The 14047-nt window shown below is 71.7% G+C and carries 12 protein-coding genes and 4 tRNA genes; 6 read left to right on the forward strand and 10 right to left on the reverse strand.

Annotated elements, in window-relative coordinates; translation table 11 throughout:
• Window positions 1-119: 119 nt before the first annotated feature.
• Entirely contained in the window at window positions 120-1106 is a 987-nt protein-coding gene (locus R2N01_RS02725) for an alpha/beta hydrolase (protein WP_316668216.1), read from the forward strand.
• 80 nt (window positions 1107-1186) lie between these two features.
• Here the strand turns inward: R2N01_RS02725 and R2N01_RS02730 are convergent.
• The 4 genes from R2N01_RS02730 to R2N01_RS02745 all read right to left on the reverse strand — a co-directional run bounded on the left by R2N01_RS02730 (window position 1187) and on the right by R2N01_RS02745 (window position 3237).
• Window positions 1187-1260: transfer RNA gene (locus R2N01_RS02730), tRNA-Phe, on the reverse strand.
• Window positions 1261-1274: 14 nt separating this feature from the next.
• Window positions 1275-1348 (reverse strand) — tRNA-Asp (locus R2N01_RS02735).
• Between the two features lie 158 nt (window positions 1349-1506).
• Window positions 1507-1579 (reverse strand) — tRNA-Glu (locus R2N01_RS02740).
• Window positions 1580-1746: 167 nt separating this feature from the next.
• Window positions 1747-3237 carry an SH3 domain-containing protein gene (locus R2N01_RS02745; protein ID WP_316668217.1) on the reverse strand — a complete coding sequence of 497 codons (1491 nt, stop codon included), beginning with the start codon at window positions 3235-3237 and terminating at the stop codon, window positions 1747-1749.
• Between the two features lie 544 nt (window positions 3238-3781).
• Between R2N01_RS02745 and R2N01_RS02750 the strand changes: the two genes are divergently transcribed.
• Window positions 3782-3854, forward strand: a tRNA-Lys gene (locus R2N01_RS02750).
• A gap of 559 nt (window positions 3855-4413) precedes the next feature.
• Window positions 4414-5445, forward strand: coding sequence for a hypothetical protein (locus tag R2N01_RS02755; RefSeq protein ID WP_316668218.1), 1032 nt, complete (start codon window positions 4414-4416; stop codon window positions 5443-5445).
• Window positions 5446-5856: 411 nt separating this feature from the next.
• Here R2N01_RS02755 and R2N01_RS02760 read toward each other — a convergent pair whose 3' ends face one another.
• The 3 genes from R2N01_RS02760 to R2N01_RS02770 all read right to left on the reverse strand — a co-directional run bounded on the left by R2N01_RS02760 (window position 5857) and on the right by R2N01_RS02770 (window position 9003).
• Window positions 5857-6891: an NAD(P)-dependent alcohol dehydrogenase gene (locus R2N01_RS02760; protein ID WP_316668220.1), complete on the reverse strand. Its 1035-nt coding sequence runs from the start codon at window positions 6889-6891 to the stop codon at window positions 5857-5859.
• 269 nt (window positions 6892-7160) lie between these two features.
• Window positions 7161-7514 (reverse strand): hypothetical protein, encoded by a 354-nt coding sequence (locus R2N01_RS02765; RefSeq protein ID WP_316668222.1) that lies wholly within the window; start codon window positions 7512-7514, stop codon window positions 7161-7163.
• Window positions 7507-9003, reverse strand: coding sequence for a patatin-like phospholipase family protein (locus R2N01_RS02770; protein ID WP_316668224.1), 1497 nt, complete (start codon window positions 9001-9003; stop codon window positions 7507-7509). The genes R2N01_RS02765 and R2N01_RS02770 overlap by 8 nt, the downstream gene beginning before the upstream one ends.
• Window positions 9004-9132: 129 nt before the next feature.
• On the opposite strand from R2N01_RS02770, the gene R2N01_RS02775 reads away from it, so the two are divergent.
• A complete protein-coding gene (locus R2N01_RS02775; protein WP_316668227.1) occupies window positions 9133-10047 on the forward strand; it encodes a cation diffusion facilitator family transporter in 915 nt (304 codons plus the stop codon).
• 93 nt (window positions 10048-10140) lie between these two features.
• A complete protein-coding gene (locus R2N01_RS02780; protein WP_316668228.1) occupies window positions 10141-10605 on the forward strand; it encodes a dCMP deaminase family protein in 465 nt (154 codons plus the stop codon).
• A gap of 10 nt (window positions 10606-10615) precedes the next feature.
• Here R2N01_RS02780 and R2N01_RS02785 read toward each other — a convergent pair whose 3' ends face one another.
• Window positions 10616-10957: a PRC-barrel domain-containing protein gene (locus tag R2N01_RS02785; protein WP_399553225.1), complete on the reverse strand. Its 342-nt coding sequence runs from the start codon at window positions 10955-10957 to the stop codon at window positions 10616-10618.
• A gap of 173 nt (window positions 10958-11130) precedes the next feature.
• Window positions 11131-11370, reverse strand: a complete 240-nt coding sequence (locus R2N01_RS02790; protein WP_316668230.1) for a PLD nuclease N-terminal domain-containing protein — start codon at window positions 11368-11370, stop codon at window positions 11131-11133.
• A gap of 160 nt (window positions 11371-11530) precedes the next feature.
• Between R2N01_RS02790 and R2N01_RS02795 the strand changes: the two genes are divergently transcribed.
• Window positions 11531-12418, forward strand: a complete 888-nt coding sequence (locus R2N01_RS02795) for a 1,4-dihydroxy-2-naphthoate polyprenyltransferase (protein ID WP_316668232.1) — start codon at window positions 11531-11533, stop codon at window positions 12416-12418.
• A 14-nt stretch (window positions 12419-12432) separates the two neighbouring features.
• Here R2N01_RS02795 and R2N01_RS02800 read toward each other — a convergent pair.
• Window positions 12433-14047, reverse strand: a 1615-nt coding sequence (locus tag R2N01_RS02800) for a TM0106 family RecB-like putative nuclease (RefSeq protein ID WP_316668234.1), incomplete at its 5' end; no start/stop codon positions are given.

Genomic DNA, 14047 nt, shown 5'->3' on the forward strand with positions numbered 1-14047 from the left:
TGACGGGTTACGAGTCGCGCAACTGGGTGATCTCCGGGGCTCGTCCCGCGGAGGGAGAACCTGACGCGCCTCTCACCGGGACCCTCATCCGCAGAGGTGCTCCGCGTCACGGGCGCGCGGTGCTCTACCTGCATGGCTGGAACGACTACTTCTTCCAGATGCATCTGGCCGACTGGTTCGATGCGCAGGGCTTCGACTTCTACGCGGTGGAGCTGCGCCGCTACGGACGCAACCTGGTTCCGGGGCTGTACGCGGGCTTCGTCACGAGCCTGCGCCACTACGAGTCCGAGCTCGACCGGGCCGTCGCGTACATCCGCGAGGACCACGCCGACGTGCCGATCACGTTCATCGGGCACTCCACCGGCGGCCTGACCGGGGCTCTGTGGGCTTCGCAGCGACCGGGCCTGCTGTCGGGCCTCATCCTGAACTCCCCGTGGCTCGACATGCAGGGCTCGCCGGCCCTGTGGCGCATGCTCTCGCCGGTCGCCGCGGCCATCTCCGCCGTCAGCCCGCTGGCCGAGCTCGGCGCCGTCGTCGACACCGGCTTCTACCGACGCTGCTTGCGCGCCGACGAGGACGGCGAATGGGACTGGGATCTCGACCTCAAGTCCAATCCGGCCTTCGTCCACCGCTGGGGCTGGGGCAGGGCCGTCCTGGCGGGGCAGGCGCGCGTGGAGGCCGGTCTGCGCATCGATACCCCGGTGCTGGTCATGACGAGCGCCAGGAGCGACTTCTCGCGCACCTGGGACGAGCGGATGCACGGCGAGGACCTCGTGCTCGACGTCGAACGCATCTGCTCGGCCGCCGTGCACCTGGGTCCGATGGTGACGATCCGCCGCTTCGCCGGCGGCGTCCACGACTTGGTGCTCTCGCGCGAGCCGGTGCGCCGGCAGATCTTCGACGAGATGGCCCGCTGGATCGACGCCTATGTGCGTCCGGACGGCCTCATCGGGCAGTACCGCGGGTTCCTGGGTCCCGATGGGGCCGGGGCCGCTGCGGCGGGCGACGAGTCGGGGGAGGGCGTCGGGGACTCGGACTCCCGGCGGAGGCAGCGCGGGCTCCCATGGCGCAGGAGACTCCCGGCCGAGCCGGACACGGGCCGCTGAGGAGGACGAAGGACCGAGACGGGGCCGCCGCACCCGGCGGGCGCGACATCGGGGCCGGAGGAGCCGCGGTTCTCATCGGGTGGCCAGGGGCGGGGTCGAACCGCCGACCTTACACTTTTCAGGCGTACGCTACTACCAACTGAGCTACCTGGCCTTCATCAGGAGGAGCGACCCTGATGGGACTTGAACCCACGACCTCCGCCGTGACAGGGCGGCGCGCTAACCAACTGCGCCACAGGGCCTCGATTCATTTGTCTGCCGCGCGAAGCGGGCTCCACAACAATAGCGTGCATCCTCGCGAAAGCCCAAATCGCCGGCCGCCGAAGGCCCGGACCTCGTGCCGGGGCCTGTTCGGGGCGCCGCACGGTGCATGGGGCGAGGGCCGTCCCCGGCGAGCGGGTATCCCCAACGGAATTCGAATCCGTGTTACCACCTTGAAAGGGTGGGGTCCTAGGCCGCTAGACGATGGGGACCTGCACCGGACATGGTAGCGGGGCCGGGGCCCCGGGGGGTAAAACCCCCGGGCCCCCCCCCCCGGGAGGGCCGCCCGCGGGGTGAAATCCCCGCGGGCCCGAGCCGCCGTTCTGCTCGACCGGCTGGGAGCGCCCCCTCCTCCGGACGTCCCCGACGGCACCGCCGATCAGACGATGCGGACCATGGCCGAGATCGGGGCCATGTCGTACAGGCCGGAGATGATGATGCCGGTGCTCTCGCTCTGGGCGTTGAGCACCTGGCCGTTGCCGACGTACATGCCGACGTGACCGTTGTCGTAGTAGAACACCAGGTCCCCGGGCTGCAGGTCGTCGGTCGAGTAGACCGGCGTACCAGCGTTCACCTGGTCCCAGGTGACGCGCGGGATCGAGATGCCGGCGGCGGCGTACGCGGCCTGCATCAGGCCGGAGCAGTCGTAGCCGACCGGGCCGGTGCCGCCCCACACGTAGGGGCCGCCGAGCTTGGAGTAGGCGAAGTCGATCGCGGTCTGGACGGCATCGGCGCTGTTGTAGCCGGTGGTCTCGGGCTGCGAGACATCCTGGGACTCGGTCTCGTCGTACGGGGCGACCTCCGTGTCGGAGACGAAGGCGCTGTTGACCCAGCGGGCGGCGCCATTGTGGATGATCTCGGTCCAGTCGCCATTGATGACGCCGGTGACCTCGATGGTGTCGCCCTGGTCGAGGACGTCGACGGACTCGTACTCGGTGCCGGGGCCGATGCGCACGTTGATGTCGTCAGCGGCCCACTTCGTGGTCGTGGTCGGCGCGGTCGTCTCGTCCGGTGTGGTCTCCTCGTCCGGTGTGGTCTCCTCGGCGGGTTCGGTCGTTTCGTCCGGTTCGGTCGTCTCGGCGGGTTCGGTCGTCTCGGCCGGGGCCGCGGCGTTCTCGGTCGAGGTGGTGGAGGCCACCAGGGCGATCGTGGACGGGTCCGAGACGTAACGCGAATAGTTCGCGGCGACCCAGGCGTCCTGACCGTTGAAGCTCACGGGCACCCAGCCGGCGAACGGTGCGCCGGTCACGGCGACCTCGTCGCCCGGGTAGAGCATGCCGATCGATGTGAAGGCCGTGCTCGTGCCGGTGCGCACCCACAGGTAGTCCTGCGAGATGGCGCTGGTGATGGTGGCGGTCGGGTCGCCGGCGTCCGACAGGAGGGCCGTTGCGATCCAGCCGGCGCGGCCGTAGTAGTTGACGGGCGTCCACTCGCCGCTCGGGTCACCGGTGATCGAGACCGTGGTGCCCTCGCTCAGCGTGCCCATGATCCAGCTGGTCGCGTCGGCGGCGGAGCGGACGTAGGCGTCGGCAGTCGTCGTGGCGGTGCCGACGGCGGTGTCCGCCGTGATGACGGTGGTGCTGGACACGTACTGGGCCTGCACCCATGCGTTCGTGCCGTTGTAGATGATCGGCAGCCAGCCGTCCTGCTCGACACCGCGCTGGGTGACGGTGTCGCCGGCGGAGAGCACTGCGACGATGCCGCCGTTCGCGTCCGGAGAGGTGCGTACGTTCACGTCGGTCGTCACGGACAGGTCTGAGTAGTCCGCCTGCGCCAGTGGGCTCAGAACGAGCCCAGCGGTGGCCAGACTTGCAGCCACCAGCGACGAGGTGACGGCGATGCGCGCCGTCTTCGCGAAGGGGTTGTTCACTGCTGGTCCTTCCCGCGGCCTTCCTGAGCCGCGTGATGTTGGCGTTGTGTGCCCCGGGGACGAGGCGTCTTCCCCGGCGACGCGCGTCGCCACGCCGGTGCCCCAGGGCTGGAAGGAACATAGACAGGCGGCGGAGCCCTTCACAAGGCGCCTGAAGGGGCGGTTGAGACTTCGGGAAGAGGCCGGGGAACTCGGGGCCGGGTCCCTCGAGAGTCCTGCCAGGGATCTCTTGGATCTGGTTCTGACCAGGTGGTTCTTGTCATCCGGCAGAGCGCTGCCCGGTTGACTCAAGGGGTACTGGAAGCAGTCTGAAGAAACTTCGAGCAGCAGGCTCAAGCCGAGGTTGAGGTTGAGCCTTCCCGGCGCCGCGGGCTGGGGGCAGTGCCGGGCCACCGCCCTGGTGGAAGCGGTTCTTCCCGATGCCCGGCCCGGGGCCATGGCGGTTCCGGCTCTGCTCCTGCGCCGGCTGCGATGGCGCCATGCGGCCCGGTGCCCGCATCGGGTCGTCCCCATCGCGGCGGCGCGGGGCGCTAGTATGAGTCCCGCCTCCATAGCTCAGCTGGCAGAGCAAGGGACTTTTAATCCTTGGGTCCGGGGTTCGAGCCCCCGTGGGGGCACTCCGATGATCCTCCCCGGGGTCGCCGCCGCATCCCGCGCGAGTCAGCCCGCTGGGCGCGGGCGGCCCGAGGAGGGAACGAACCCCGAGGGCGCGATCCCGGGCCGGTGGTCACGGGCCTCCCGTGCGCTCCGGAGGGCCGTCACGGCAGGTGTTCGGCGATCGGCTGAAAACGCTCGCGTTGCCAGATCCGCGGTCTCACTTGGCCGAAGCCGCGCTCCGCGCGATAGACTAAGATGACTGTGGTCTGTTTCACGACGGGCGGTCCAATGCGCTCGCCCATCGTGACTGCAGTTGCAGGACATCTGAGGACACGGAATCCCAGGGACCCGGGGTCTGTCATACGCAGTGCCCGGGTCATCCGTACCCTGTGGAATCAGGTTCTTCGCAAGAGCTGTGTGATTGCTTGGGTTCGCCTCAGAGCGAGCTCTGAACCCCGGACGTCACGCAACCCGCATACCTCACACAGTGCTTGTACGGGTCGGAGGCTGACCGATGGGCGGTGAAGGCACCCGCCCTGTCAGCGGTCGATGGCCCGTCGGAGCGGACGAGAGAGCCATATGACAGGCAGGGCAGGAAGGGCGAGGCATCCGCAGCGGGCCATCGTCGGCACCGTTGCCTGCGCGCTCCTGCTGGCGGGCTCCGGCACGGTCTTCGGCATCCGCCAGTACAGCACTGAGCTGGGAAGCGACTGCGCTGCTGCCGTCAGCGCGGCCGACCAGGCCGTCGACGACTACGTGGATGCCGTCGCCGCCACCAAGCCGATCCTCGAGAAGGCCGACCGGACGGAGGGCTACAGGGACAGTCCGGGGGCCTCCGATCTCATCGCCGTCGTCTCCGGCGCCGACCACCAGGTGCGCATGGACCTGACCTGCACCAGTCACGATCAACTCGAAGCGCTCCGGGACTCCACGTCCGAGCTGAACACCAAGAAGGACGCGCTCGTCACCGACAGCCTTCACCTGACTGTGTCGATCTCCTCCTACAACAACTCGGCCGCGGCCAACGAGCTCTCGGCCGAGATCAAAGCCGCCCAGAGCGTCTACGACGGCTCGGCCAGCCAGCTGCCCGAGGAGGGCGTGCGCGACGAGCTCAAGAGGAAGATCGACGAGGCCACCGCCCTGCGCGACGCCGCCCCCGGTATCCGCGAGCAGGCCACGACCGACAACGATGCCGTGCCCGTCGACGCCTCGACGCAGGCGATGGGTGCCAAGAGGATCGAGCTGACCACCAAGAGGAACGACACCGAGAGGGCCGCCGGCGTCGCCTCGCAGGAGTCGGCCGGACGCAGCTCCGAGGCCCAGACGGCGCAGGCCCCCGAGACGACTTCTCCCTCGGAGGAGTCCACCGGTTCCGGAGGAACCGGAAGCGCCAGCGGGGGCACGACCGCCGACCCCAGCAGCTCGCTGAGCCCCGACGTCTACGACCCCGACCCCGACGACGAGGGCGATGATGGTGACGATGACGATGACGGCGAGGACGACGACTACCCGTGGCCGGACTACAGGCCGCCCCATTGCGATCACCACGGTCCGCACTGCGACTGGCACTGGGACCGCTACTACCGGAGTTTCCGCTGGAGCTGCTATTGAGCCCGGCCCCGCCGCCGGATACCGGTGGCGTCCCCGGCCGCCGGGGGCCTGCGCGGTTCGCCGCGTGCGTCGGGGGCGGTGGGGCCATGCCGGTGCTCTGAGCGCGTCCGTGGCAGGCACGGCGGCTCGGGTCGGCGGCGGATCACGGGAGCGCCACCGGTGGGGGTCGCCCCGATCCTGCGGATCGTCGATGCTGCGCCGTCCCGCCCTTCGGCGGTGCGGACGGTCCGACGCGCCGTGCGGCGGCACGGTTCCGGTCCTCGTGGCAGGCCACTCCGCCGACGTGGACCCGGGGCGGAGCGTGAGACGCGATCGCCGTGCCGTGCCGGCCCAGGCCATTGCCGCCCTCTCGGGGCGGGGCGTTCCGTTCTCTCCGCCCGGGCGGTCCGGCGGATCGGCTGTTCCGGTGTCCTACAGCGTGCTCATGTCGATGACGCAGCGGTAACGCACCTTCGAGTCGAGGATGTCCCGATAGGCCCGGGGCACCTGGTCGGCCGTGATCGTCTGGATGACGGGCCTGATCCGGTGCTCGGCGGCGAAGTCGAGCATCTCCTGGGTCATGGCGATGCCGCCGACATTGGATGCCGTGATGGACAACTGGCGGGAGAAAAGACTCATCGCGTTGAAACTCTGCGGCTCGGCTGTCAGGCCCACGGAGCAGAGGACGCCGTCGACTCGCAGCAGGGACAGGTAGGCGTCAACGTCGAGGGGGACGGCCGTGGTGTTGAGGATGAAGTCGAAGCTGTCCGCCAGGGGCTCGAAGTCGCCGGGGTCGCGGAGCACCTCGTAACCGGTGGCGCCGAATCTCGCCGCCTCCTCGCGCTTGGCCTCGGAGTGGCCGAGCACGGTGACACCGGCGCCCATGGCACGGGCGAACTGCACGGCGATGTGCCCGAGACCGCCCAGGCCGACGACGGCGAGCCGCGAGCCCGGCCCGATGCCGTACCGCTTCAGCGGGTTGTACGTGGTGATCCCCGCGCACAGCAGCGGGCTGGCCTCATCGAGGGCGAGAGCATCGGGGATGCGCAGCACGAAACGGTCCCTGACGACGATGCCCCGGCTGTAGCCGCCCTGGGTCTGATTGCCCTCGTGGTCGACGCCGGCGAAGGAGACCACCACCTGCGGGCAGAACTGCTCCTGCCCGGCCCGGCAGAAGTCGCACTGCCCGCACGAATCGACGAAGCAGCCCACGCCCACCCGATCCCCGGGCCGGAACGCCGTCACCTCGGCGCCGACCTCACGGACGACGCCGGTGATCTCGTGGCCGGGGACGATCGGGTAGGGCGCGAAGCCCATTTCGACGCCACTGATGTCGGAATGGCAGATGCCGCAGTGGGCGATGTCGATGGCGACGTCGTCGGGGCGCGGCGCGCGACGTTCGACGGTGCTGCGCTCGAAGCTGTCGAAGGACGAGGACGTCGCCTGGAGGGATGCGACGGTGGTCATGGCTCGGGGCCTTCCTTCTCGGTCTCGTGGGTCCGGCGACTGGACGGCGGGTACGGGCGGCCCCGGCCGCTCGCCGCTGCAGGGCGATCGGTGACAAGGATAGCGCGGCCTCGGCAGCCGGCGTCCTCCGCACGGACCCGTCCTCCCCGCTCCCGGGGCCCGTGGCCGGGCGTGGGTGTCCGTGCGGGCCGGCAACCCGAAGACCCCCCGCTCCCGGGGCCCGTGGCCGGGCGGCCGGCGCCACTCCGCACGGGTGCCGGCCCGGGTCCTCACTCCAGCCACGGGGTGGGGCTCGCCAACCCGTAGTGGGCGCATACGGCGGCCTCCTCCTCGGGCAGGATGCGCCGGCCCGCCTCGAAGGACGGCGAACCCATCACCCGCGCGCGGCGGTAGGGCACGTCGATCCGCTCGTAGCCGATCTCGGCCGCGGCCAGCGGGACCAGGTGGCGGCGGCCGTACAGCATGCCGTCGCGCACACTCACGAAGGCCAGGGCATCGGTGCGCTCGTCGCGCAGGACGCCCAGCGCGCGACCGATGAGCGCGCCGGACTCGTCCATCACCCGTGCACCGACGAGGGCGCTCTCGGGGGCCGGCTCGTCGGCCGGGCGCTCGCGCTCAGACATGCGCGGCCCCGGCGTCCGGGTGCCGCTCGAAGCGCGACCACCACTCCTCGTGGCCCGCCGGCAGGCAGCTCGCGTCGGCGCGCCCGATCATGGCGCGCAGCGCCTCCTTCGTCTCGGCCAGCTCGGGCACCGGGCCGGGGCCCGCGTCGAGGATGCGCGGGTCCCTCTCCAGGGCGGCCTTCTCCAGTCGCCACGCCCTCAGGCGGGTGCGGATGATCTCGCGGTGGGCGGCCTGCAGCTCGCAGGACGCCTCGCCGACCGCCTCGGCGGCGCGGATCCAGCCGTAGTCCCGGTTGATGGTCAGCAGCCCGGGATCGATCGTCATGGAGTCGTGGACGGGGACCTCCGGTTCGATGACGGTGGCGCCGGCCGCGCGGGCGTAGGCGATCTCGTCGCGCTCGGACTCGTCGGCGCGGATCGACTCGACGCGGAACAGGATCGACAGGATGTCGCCCTCGCCGGCCTTCGGATCGGGGATGGTCCCGGGCGGGGACGAGACGATCACGTAGGGCCTGGTGACGCCGAGGTTCTTGACCGCGGCCTCGATCGGGACGTTCTCGCGGATGCCGCCGTCGATGTACCACTCGCCGTTCATCTCGACGGGTTTGAAGACGCCGGGGACCGAGCAGGACGCCAGCGTGCCCATCGTCACGTCGAAACCGGGACCGTCCAGGGGCCGGTCCTCGCGGTCGACGATCCGGCCGTCCTCGCGCATGTAGCGCAGCTCACCGCTGTTGAGGCCGACGAAGGCGCAGCGGAAGGCGATGCCCGAGGCGCCCACCAGTTCCGAGCAGAAGAAGTCACGGCTCAGCAGGCGCTCCAGCAGCGGACCCGGGCGGTACAGTGATCGGTTGCGCTCGAGGCCTCGGAGGGCCGCGGCCAGGTCCGACCCGATGCGGCCGAAACGGGGCAGTCCGGAGAGGAGCCGGTAGACGAGGTTGGCGTTGAACTCCATCGGCTCGCCGGGCTCCTCCGCCATGGCGAGCGCCAGGGTGCGTTCCTGCGGGGCGAGCCGCTCCAGGCGCTCGGCGGCGGCTCGCGGTCCGTCGCCCTCATCGTCGGTGCGCCAGGGCGCCCAGTGCCGGGCCCGGGTCCGGTGGGCGCCCCCCGGCCTCCTCCCCTCCGCCTCGCGCAGGGCGTCGAGGATGTGCTGATGGGCGAGCAGGCGCGAGAACCAGGACCGTTCGGTGAACATGTCGGCGCTGGTCTGCATCGACATCCACAGGTCCTCGATGCGGTGCAGCGCGGCCTCCTGCTCGGCAGGGTCCTCGAACTGGGCGAGCAGCGCGCCCAGGATCGATCCGGCCGAAGTGGTGGTGATCACCGAGGGCGCGATGTGCTCGTGCCCGTACAGATAGCGCAGCGCGCCGATCTGGAAACTGGCCTTCGCGCCGCCGCCGGTGATGACCAGGCCCTGGACCTCGGGCTCCTCATGGGGGCGGCCGTGACCGAGGAAGGGCAGCAGACCGAACCATGCTGGACGTGGCATGCGGACAGCCTAGTGGGTCCGCGGCCCGCCGACCGGTGCCACGTGATACGTCCCAGCGAGAGGGCGTGGCCCTGGCGAGCAAGGCCTTGCTCGGGTGCGTTCGGGGGATTCGCCGGCCATACTGGCGTCATGAGCTCTCCGTCGCGCTATGCGCCGCCCGTCGACCTGAGCCGTTACGCCTGGGCGTCCATCGGCGCCGCCGCCGCGACCATCGCGCTCAAGGGCTGGGCCGCCGCGATGACCGGATCGGTCTCGCTGCTGTCCGACGCCCTCGAATCGGCCGTCAACCTGGGCGCCGCCGTCATGGCCCTGGCCATGCTGAAGATCTCGATCCGCCCGCCGGATGCGGGCCACCGGTTCGGGCACTCCAAGGCCGAGTACTTCTCGTCCGGCGCCGAGGGCCTCATGGTGCTGGTCGCCGCCGTCCTGATCGTCCGGGAGGCCATCGGCCGGTTGGTGCACCCGCGAATGCCCGAGCAGCTCGGCGCCGGCCTGGCCATCAGTGCGGTGAGCGCGGTGATCAACGGCCTCGTCGGCCTGCTGCTCATCCGGCGCGGCGAGCGGATGCGCTCGGCCGCCCTGGCGGCCGACGGCCGGCACCTCATGACCGACGTCGTCACCTCGGCGGCCGTCCTGGTGGGCGTCGGCCTGGTCGCGCTGACCGGCCGGCCGCGCCTCGACCCCGTCGTCGCCATCATCGCCGGGGCGAACATCGTGCGCATCGGCGTCGGCCTGGTCAAGGGCTCGGTCGACGGCCTCATGGACGCGGCCCTGCCGCCCGAGCTCGAGACCCGGCTCGAGGGCGTGCTGGAGGCCCACCGCACGGATGAGATCGCCTTCCACGCCGTGCGCACCCGCGAGAGCGGCAACCGGCGCTTCATGGAGTTCCACCTGCTCGTACCCGACGAGTGGAGCGTCAAGGCCGGCCACGACCTGGCCGAGGACCTCGTCGACGAGCTGAGGGCCATCGAGCCGGATCTGCGCGTCAGCGTGCACGTCGAACCGCTCCACGACGCGAGGTCCTACGAGGACATCGACATCTGAGAGCCGGCCGCGCGGGAGGGGGCGGGACGCTGCCGTGCCCGCCGTCGGGCTCCAGGCATCCGGCGGCCCGCCGCGGGCCGTACCCTGGTTGGCATGGCCGTTACGGAACCTGGCCGGGAGATCCCCGTCCCCGGATGGGACGAGTACTTCCTGGGCATCGCGCAGGCCGTCTCGGCGCGTGCCAAGTGCACGCGCCGGCGTGTCGGCGCCGTGCTCGTGGGCCCCGACCATCGGATCATCGCCACCGGCTACAACGGTGCGGCCCCCGGCCGCCCCGACTGCCTCGAGGGCGCGTGCCCGCGCGGGCGCCTGGGCTACGACGAGGTGCCCGGCCTGGGCGACTACGACCGTCCCGGCGCGCCCGGCTTCTGCATCGCCATCCACGCCGAGGTCAATGCGCTGCTGTTCAGCACGCGCGACACCAAGGGCTCGACGATCTACGTCACCGACGAACCGTGCCCCGGCTGCCGCAAGGCGCTGGCCGCGGCCGGCATCGTGCGGGCCGTGTGGCCCGCCGGCTCGCTGGACGAGGGCGAGCTGGTCGACTTCGGCTGCTGAGGCCGGCCGCTCAGTCGGCGGCGCCCGGCCTGGGCGGGCGCACGGCGGCGATGCCGTAGTACTTGTACAGGTCGGCCTCCTCGTCGGAGTCGAGGTGGCGGTCGGGGTCGACCGTCGGGGCGTCCTTGACGGCGGCCTCGGTGTAGGGCACCCGGACCTGGCCGTCGTCGATCTCGGCCTTGAACAGCGGCACGAAGTTCTCCTTGGTGCCGAACAAGCCGGTCTTGACGGTGACCCAGGTGGGGCGCCCGGTCCTGTCATCCAGGTAGACCTGGCCGACGCCGCCGATCTTCTTCCCGTCGCGGTCGACGACGTCCGAGTTGTACAGATCGTCGTAGTTGTCGTCCGTCATGAGCTTCCTTTCCGCCGCGACGGCCTGTGCCTGTGACCGTGCTCACGCTATGCCACAGCGGGTGCCCCTGTCATGCCGTCCACGGCCGGAGCGGGCACTGCCGGTGGATCCTCCGGGTGCGGTTCCGGCCGGCGGGGGAGGGGCCGCCGCCCGGGCCCGGCGGCCGGCGCGGGTCAGTGGCGGCGCAGCCAGTCCTCGTTGTCGTCGGGCGGCACATCGCGGGGCGGTTCGCGGCGGGCGCCGTAGCCGGCGACGATCCACAGCAGGGGGCCGATCGCGGGGATGAAGATCACCACGAACAGCCACAGCCACTTGGGCATGAACGGCACGTTCTCGTCGCGGCTCTGGGCCAGGTCGACGATCGCGTAGATGGTCAGTGCCAGCAGGACCAGCACCGGCAGGAGGCGCGCCATGACACAAGTCTACGAGCCCGCGGGGACCGGCACCGTCCCGCGCTCCGGACGGGCACGGCGGGCGCCCGATGGACGGCCGGGGCCGGCGTGGCAGGATCGGGCGGTGGGCCCTGCTCGTGAAGAAGTCCCGGCGGCGCCCGAACCGACCCGAGGGGGGCTCATGGCCAGCGCTGCGGAATGGATCGAGGGGGCGCGCCTGCGCACCCTGCCCACTGCGGTCTCGCCGGTCGTGGCGGGGACCGCGGTCGGCTGGTGGCAGGGCGGCGCGCCCGTCGCCGTCGTCGCCCTGTGCCTGGTCGTCGCGCTCGGCCTGGCCATCGGCGTCAACTTCGCCAACGACTACTCCGACGGGATCCGCGGCACCGACGACCACCGGGTCGGCCCGCAGCGCCTGGTCGGCTCCGGGGCGGCCGACCCTGCGAGGGTGCGCAACGCCGCCTTCGGCTGCTTCGGCGTCTCGAGCGCGGCCGGCCTGGCCGCCGTCATCATCACCGGCCACTGGTGGCTGCTGGCCGTCGGCGCCGCCTGCGTCCTGGCCGCCTGGTTCTACACCGGGGGCAGGCATCCCTACGGGTACCTGGGCCTGGGCGAGGTCTTCGTCTTCGTCTTCTTCGGCCTGGTCGCCACCGCCGGCACCGTCTACCTGCTGGACGGGCGGGTCGCCGCCGCCGGGTGGGCCGCCGCCGTCGCCATGGGCCTGGCCGCGGACGGCGTGCTCGTGACGAACAACCTGCGCGACATCGATTCGGACAGGGCGGCCGGCAAGCGCACCCTGGAGACGCGCCTGGGCGATCGCGGCGCCCGCCTGCTCTACGCGGGGCTCGTCGTGGCCGTGGCGCTCTGCGGCGTCGCCGTCGCTGCGCTGAGCACCTGGTGGGCGCTGCTGTGCCTGCTCGGCGTCGTGCCACTCGCCCTGGCCGCCCGCGTCATCCTGGCGGGGGCCCGTGGCATGCCCCTGGTGGCCACGCTGCGCTCGACGAGTACGGGCGAGCTCGTCTTCTCGATCGGCGTCCTGGCGGGAACGGCGATCTCGCTGGCCCTGGCCTGACCAACCGGCCCGGGTCAGCCGAGCGTGCGCAGCCAGGCCCGCAGAGCGCGGGTGGCGCGCACGTCGTCCTCGTTGTAGTTCAGGACGCGCTGGGCCTTCGCCCGTCGGCGCTCGGCCCCGTCCGCGTGAACGGCTTCGTCGAACCAGGTCTGCGAGTTGAGCCCGCCGGGCTCCTCGTCGCGCCACTCGAACCCGGCACCGTCATGGGCGATGCTCTTCAGGCCCAGCCCGTGCACGCCGAAGAAATTGGCGCGCACGACGGTGAACAGGTCGAAGAAGCTCGACTCGCACCAGGCGCCGGCGACCCTGGCGATGACCGGGTCCCCGCTCGTCCGCGCGATGCGCCTGATGTGGATGACCTCGTAGTCGGAGTAGTGGTAGACCCTCGCTCCGGGGTGGGCCGTGAGCTGCTCGTCGAGCCAGGTCATCGCCTCGCGCGCCAGCGCCTGCTCGCCGGCGCGGTCCAGGTCGGTGAACCGGGCGAACGGGACGTAGCGCGGGCCGGAGGTCTCACCGGGATCGTCCACCAGGAAGCCCCACAGGTAGACGGTGTCGTCGGCGCTGGTCTCGATGTCCAGATCGATCGCGTAGCCCTCGGGCGGCAGCGGCAGCGGGCCCCGGGTGGTGCGCTCCACCGGGCGGCCGGTACTGAGCATGCGGGCCCTGCGCGCGGCCAGGCGCAGGCGCCTGGCGCTCTCGTCGGGGCCGCGCAGCTGCGGCCGCAGCGCCCCGATCAGAGCATCGACGTCGCGACCGGCCAGGTCGCCGACCGTCCAGACGCCCATGCCCCGCAGCAGGCTGATCTCCTGCGCGTTCAGGCGGGCCTTGTCGATGCGCAGGCTCAGGTCCTCGTCGGCCAGCTGCCGGCGGCAGTGCGACCACCAGCGGCAGTCCGCGCACTCGGCCGTGACGATGGGCAGGACGCGCGGCGCCCCGGTGCTGGCCGAGGTGCGCCTGGAGGCCTCGACCGCGATCTTGCGGCGGAACCCGAACTCGTGGTCGTAGCGCTCCAGGGCCGAGTGCGCGCGCCAGCCGCGGCCGGCCGTACGGGCCTCGGTGCGCAGGCGCTTCGCGTTCAGGTCGGCCCAGACCAGCACCAGGTGCGAGACCGGCGGAACGTGTCGGCGCGAGGCGCGGCGCACCGTGGCGATCCCCCGGTCGTAACTGATGTGGTCGGTGCCCATCAGGCCGCAGTGCGCCGGCCCGCCGCTGGCCCAGCCCGTGGACTCGAGGATGCGCCGGTAGTGCGCCAGGCGCAGCAGATCGCGCTCGCGGCCCGGGCGCACGGCCGCGCCGCGCACCCGGATCAGGCGGAGATTGCGGGCCGGTGAGCTCGCGCGCTGGCCCCTGGTGGCCGGGGCCGGTTCCAGCACCTGGTGGTGGACGACGAGAACCGGGTCGTAGCCGTGGCCCCCGTTCGGGGCCGGCTCGCCGAGAACGAGGGCGTCGGGTTCGCCCGTGCGCCCGCCGGGCGCATCGGGTGGCAGGGCCGGGCCGATGATGATGCGCCGTCCGGCCGTCACGGCCTCCGCGGTCGCCCGCAGGCGGCCCGGCCAGTCCTGCTCGAGGCCGCGCAGGTCGACAGCGCGGGGCATGCCGGCCAGGGCGTCGAGGACGCGCCTGCGCCAG

The organism is uncultured Propionibacterium sp. (genome assembly GCF_963539965.1).
In the GTDB taxonomy this organism is placed as follows: Bacteria; Actinomycetota; Actinomycetes; order Propionibacteriales; family Propionibacteriaceae; genus Propionibacterium.

What these genes read in the sequence shown, in the direction of transcription:
- R2N01_RS02790 (WP_316668230.1), bottom strand. Translation starts at nt 11,370, where the DNA reads ATGGCGCGCCTCCTGCCGGTGCTGGTCCTGCTGGCACTGACCATCTAC.
- R2N01_RS02775 (WP_316668227.1), top strand. Translation starts at nt 9,133, where the DNA reads ATGAGCTCTCCGTCGCGCTATGCGCCGCCCGTCGACCTGAGCCGTTAC.
- R2N01_RS02785 (WP_399553225.1), bottom strand. Translation starts at nt 10,957, where the DNA reads ATGACGGACGACAACTACGACGATCTGTACAACTCGGACGTCGTCGAC.
- R2N01_RS02770 (WP_316668224.1), bottom strand. Translation starts at nt 9,003, where the DNA reads ATGCCACGTCCAGCATGGTTCGGTCTGCTGCCCTTCCTCGGTCACGGC.
- R2N01_RS02795 (WP_316668232.1), top strand. Translation starts at nt 11,531, where the DNA reads ATGGCCAGCGCTGCGGAATGGATCGAGGGGGCGCGCCTGCGCACCCTG.
- R2N01_RS02780 (WP_316668228.1), top strand. Translation starts at nt 10,141, where the DNA reads ATGGCCGTTACGGAACCTGGCCGGGAGATCCCCGTCCCCGGATGGGAC.
- R2N01_RS02755 (WP_316668218.1), top strand. Translation starts at nt 4,414, where the DNA reads ATGACAGGCAGGGCAGGAAGGGCGAGGCATCCGCAGCGGGCCATCGTC.
- R2N01_RS02760 (WP_316668220.1), bottom strand. Translation starts at nt 6,891, where the DNA reads ATGACCACCGTCGCATCCCTCCAGGCGACGTCCTCGTCCTTCGACAGC.
- R2N01_RS02765 (WP_316668222.1), bottom strand. Translation starts at nt 7,514, where the DNA reads ATGTCTGAGCGCGAGCGCCCGGCCGACGAGCCGGCCCCCGAGAGCGCC.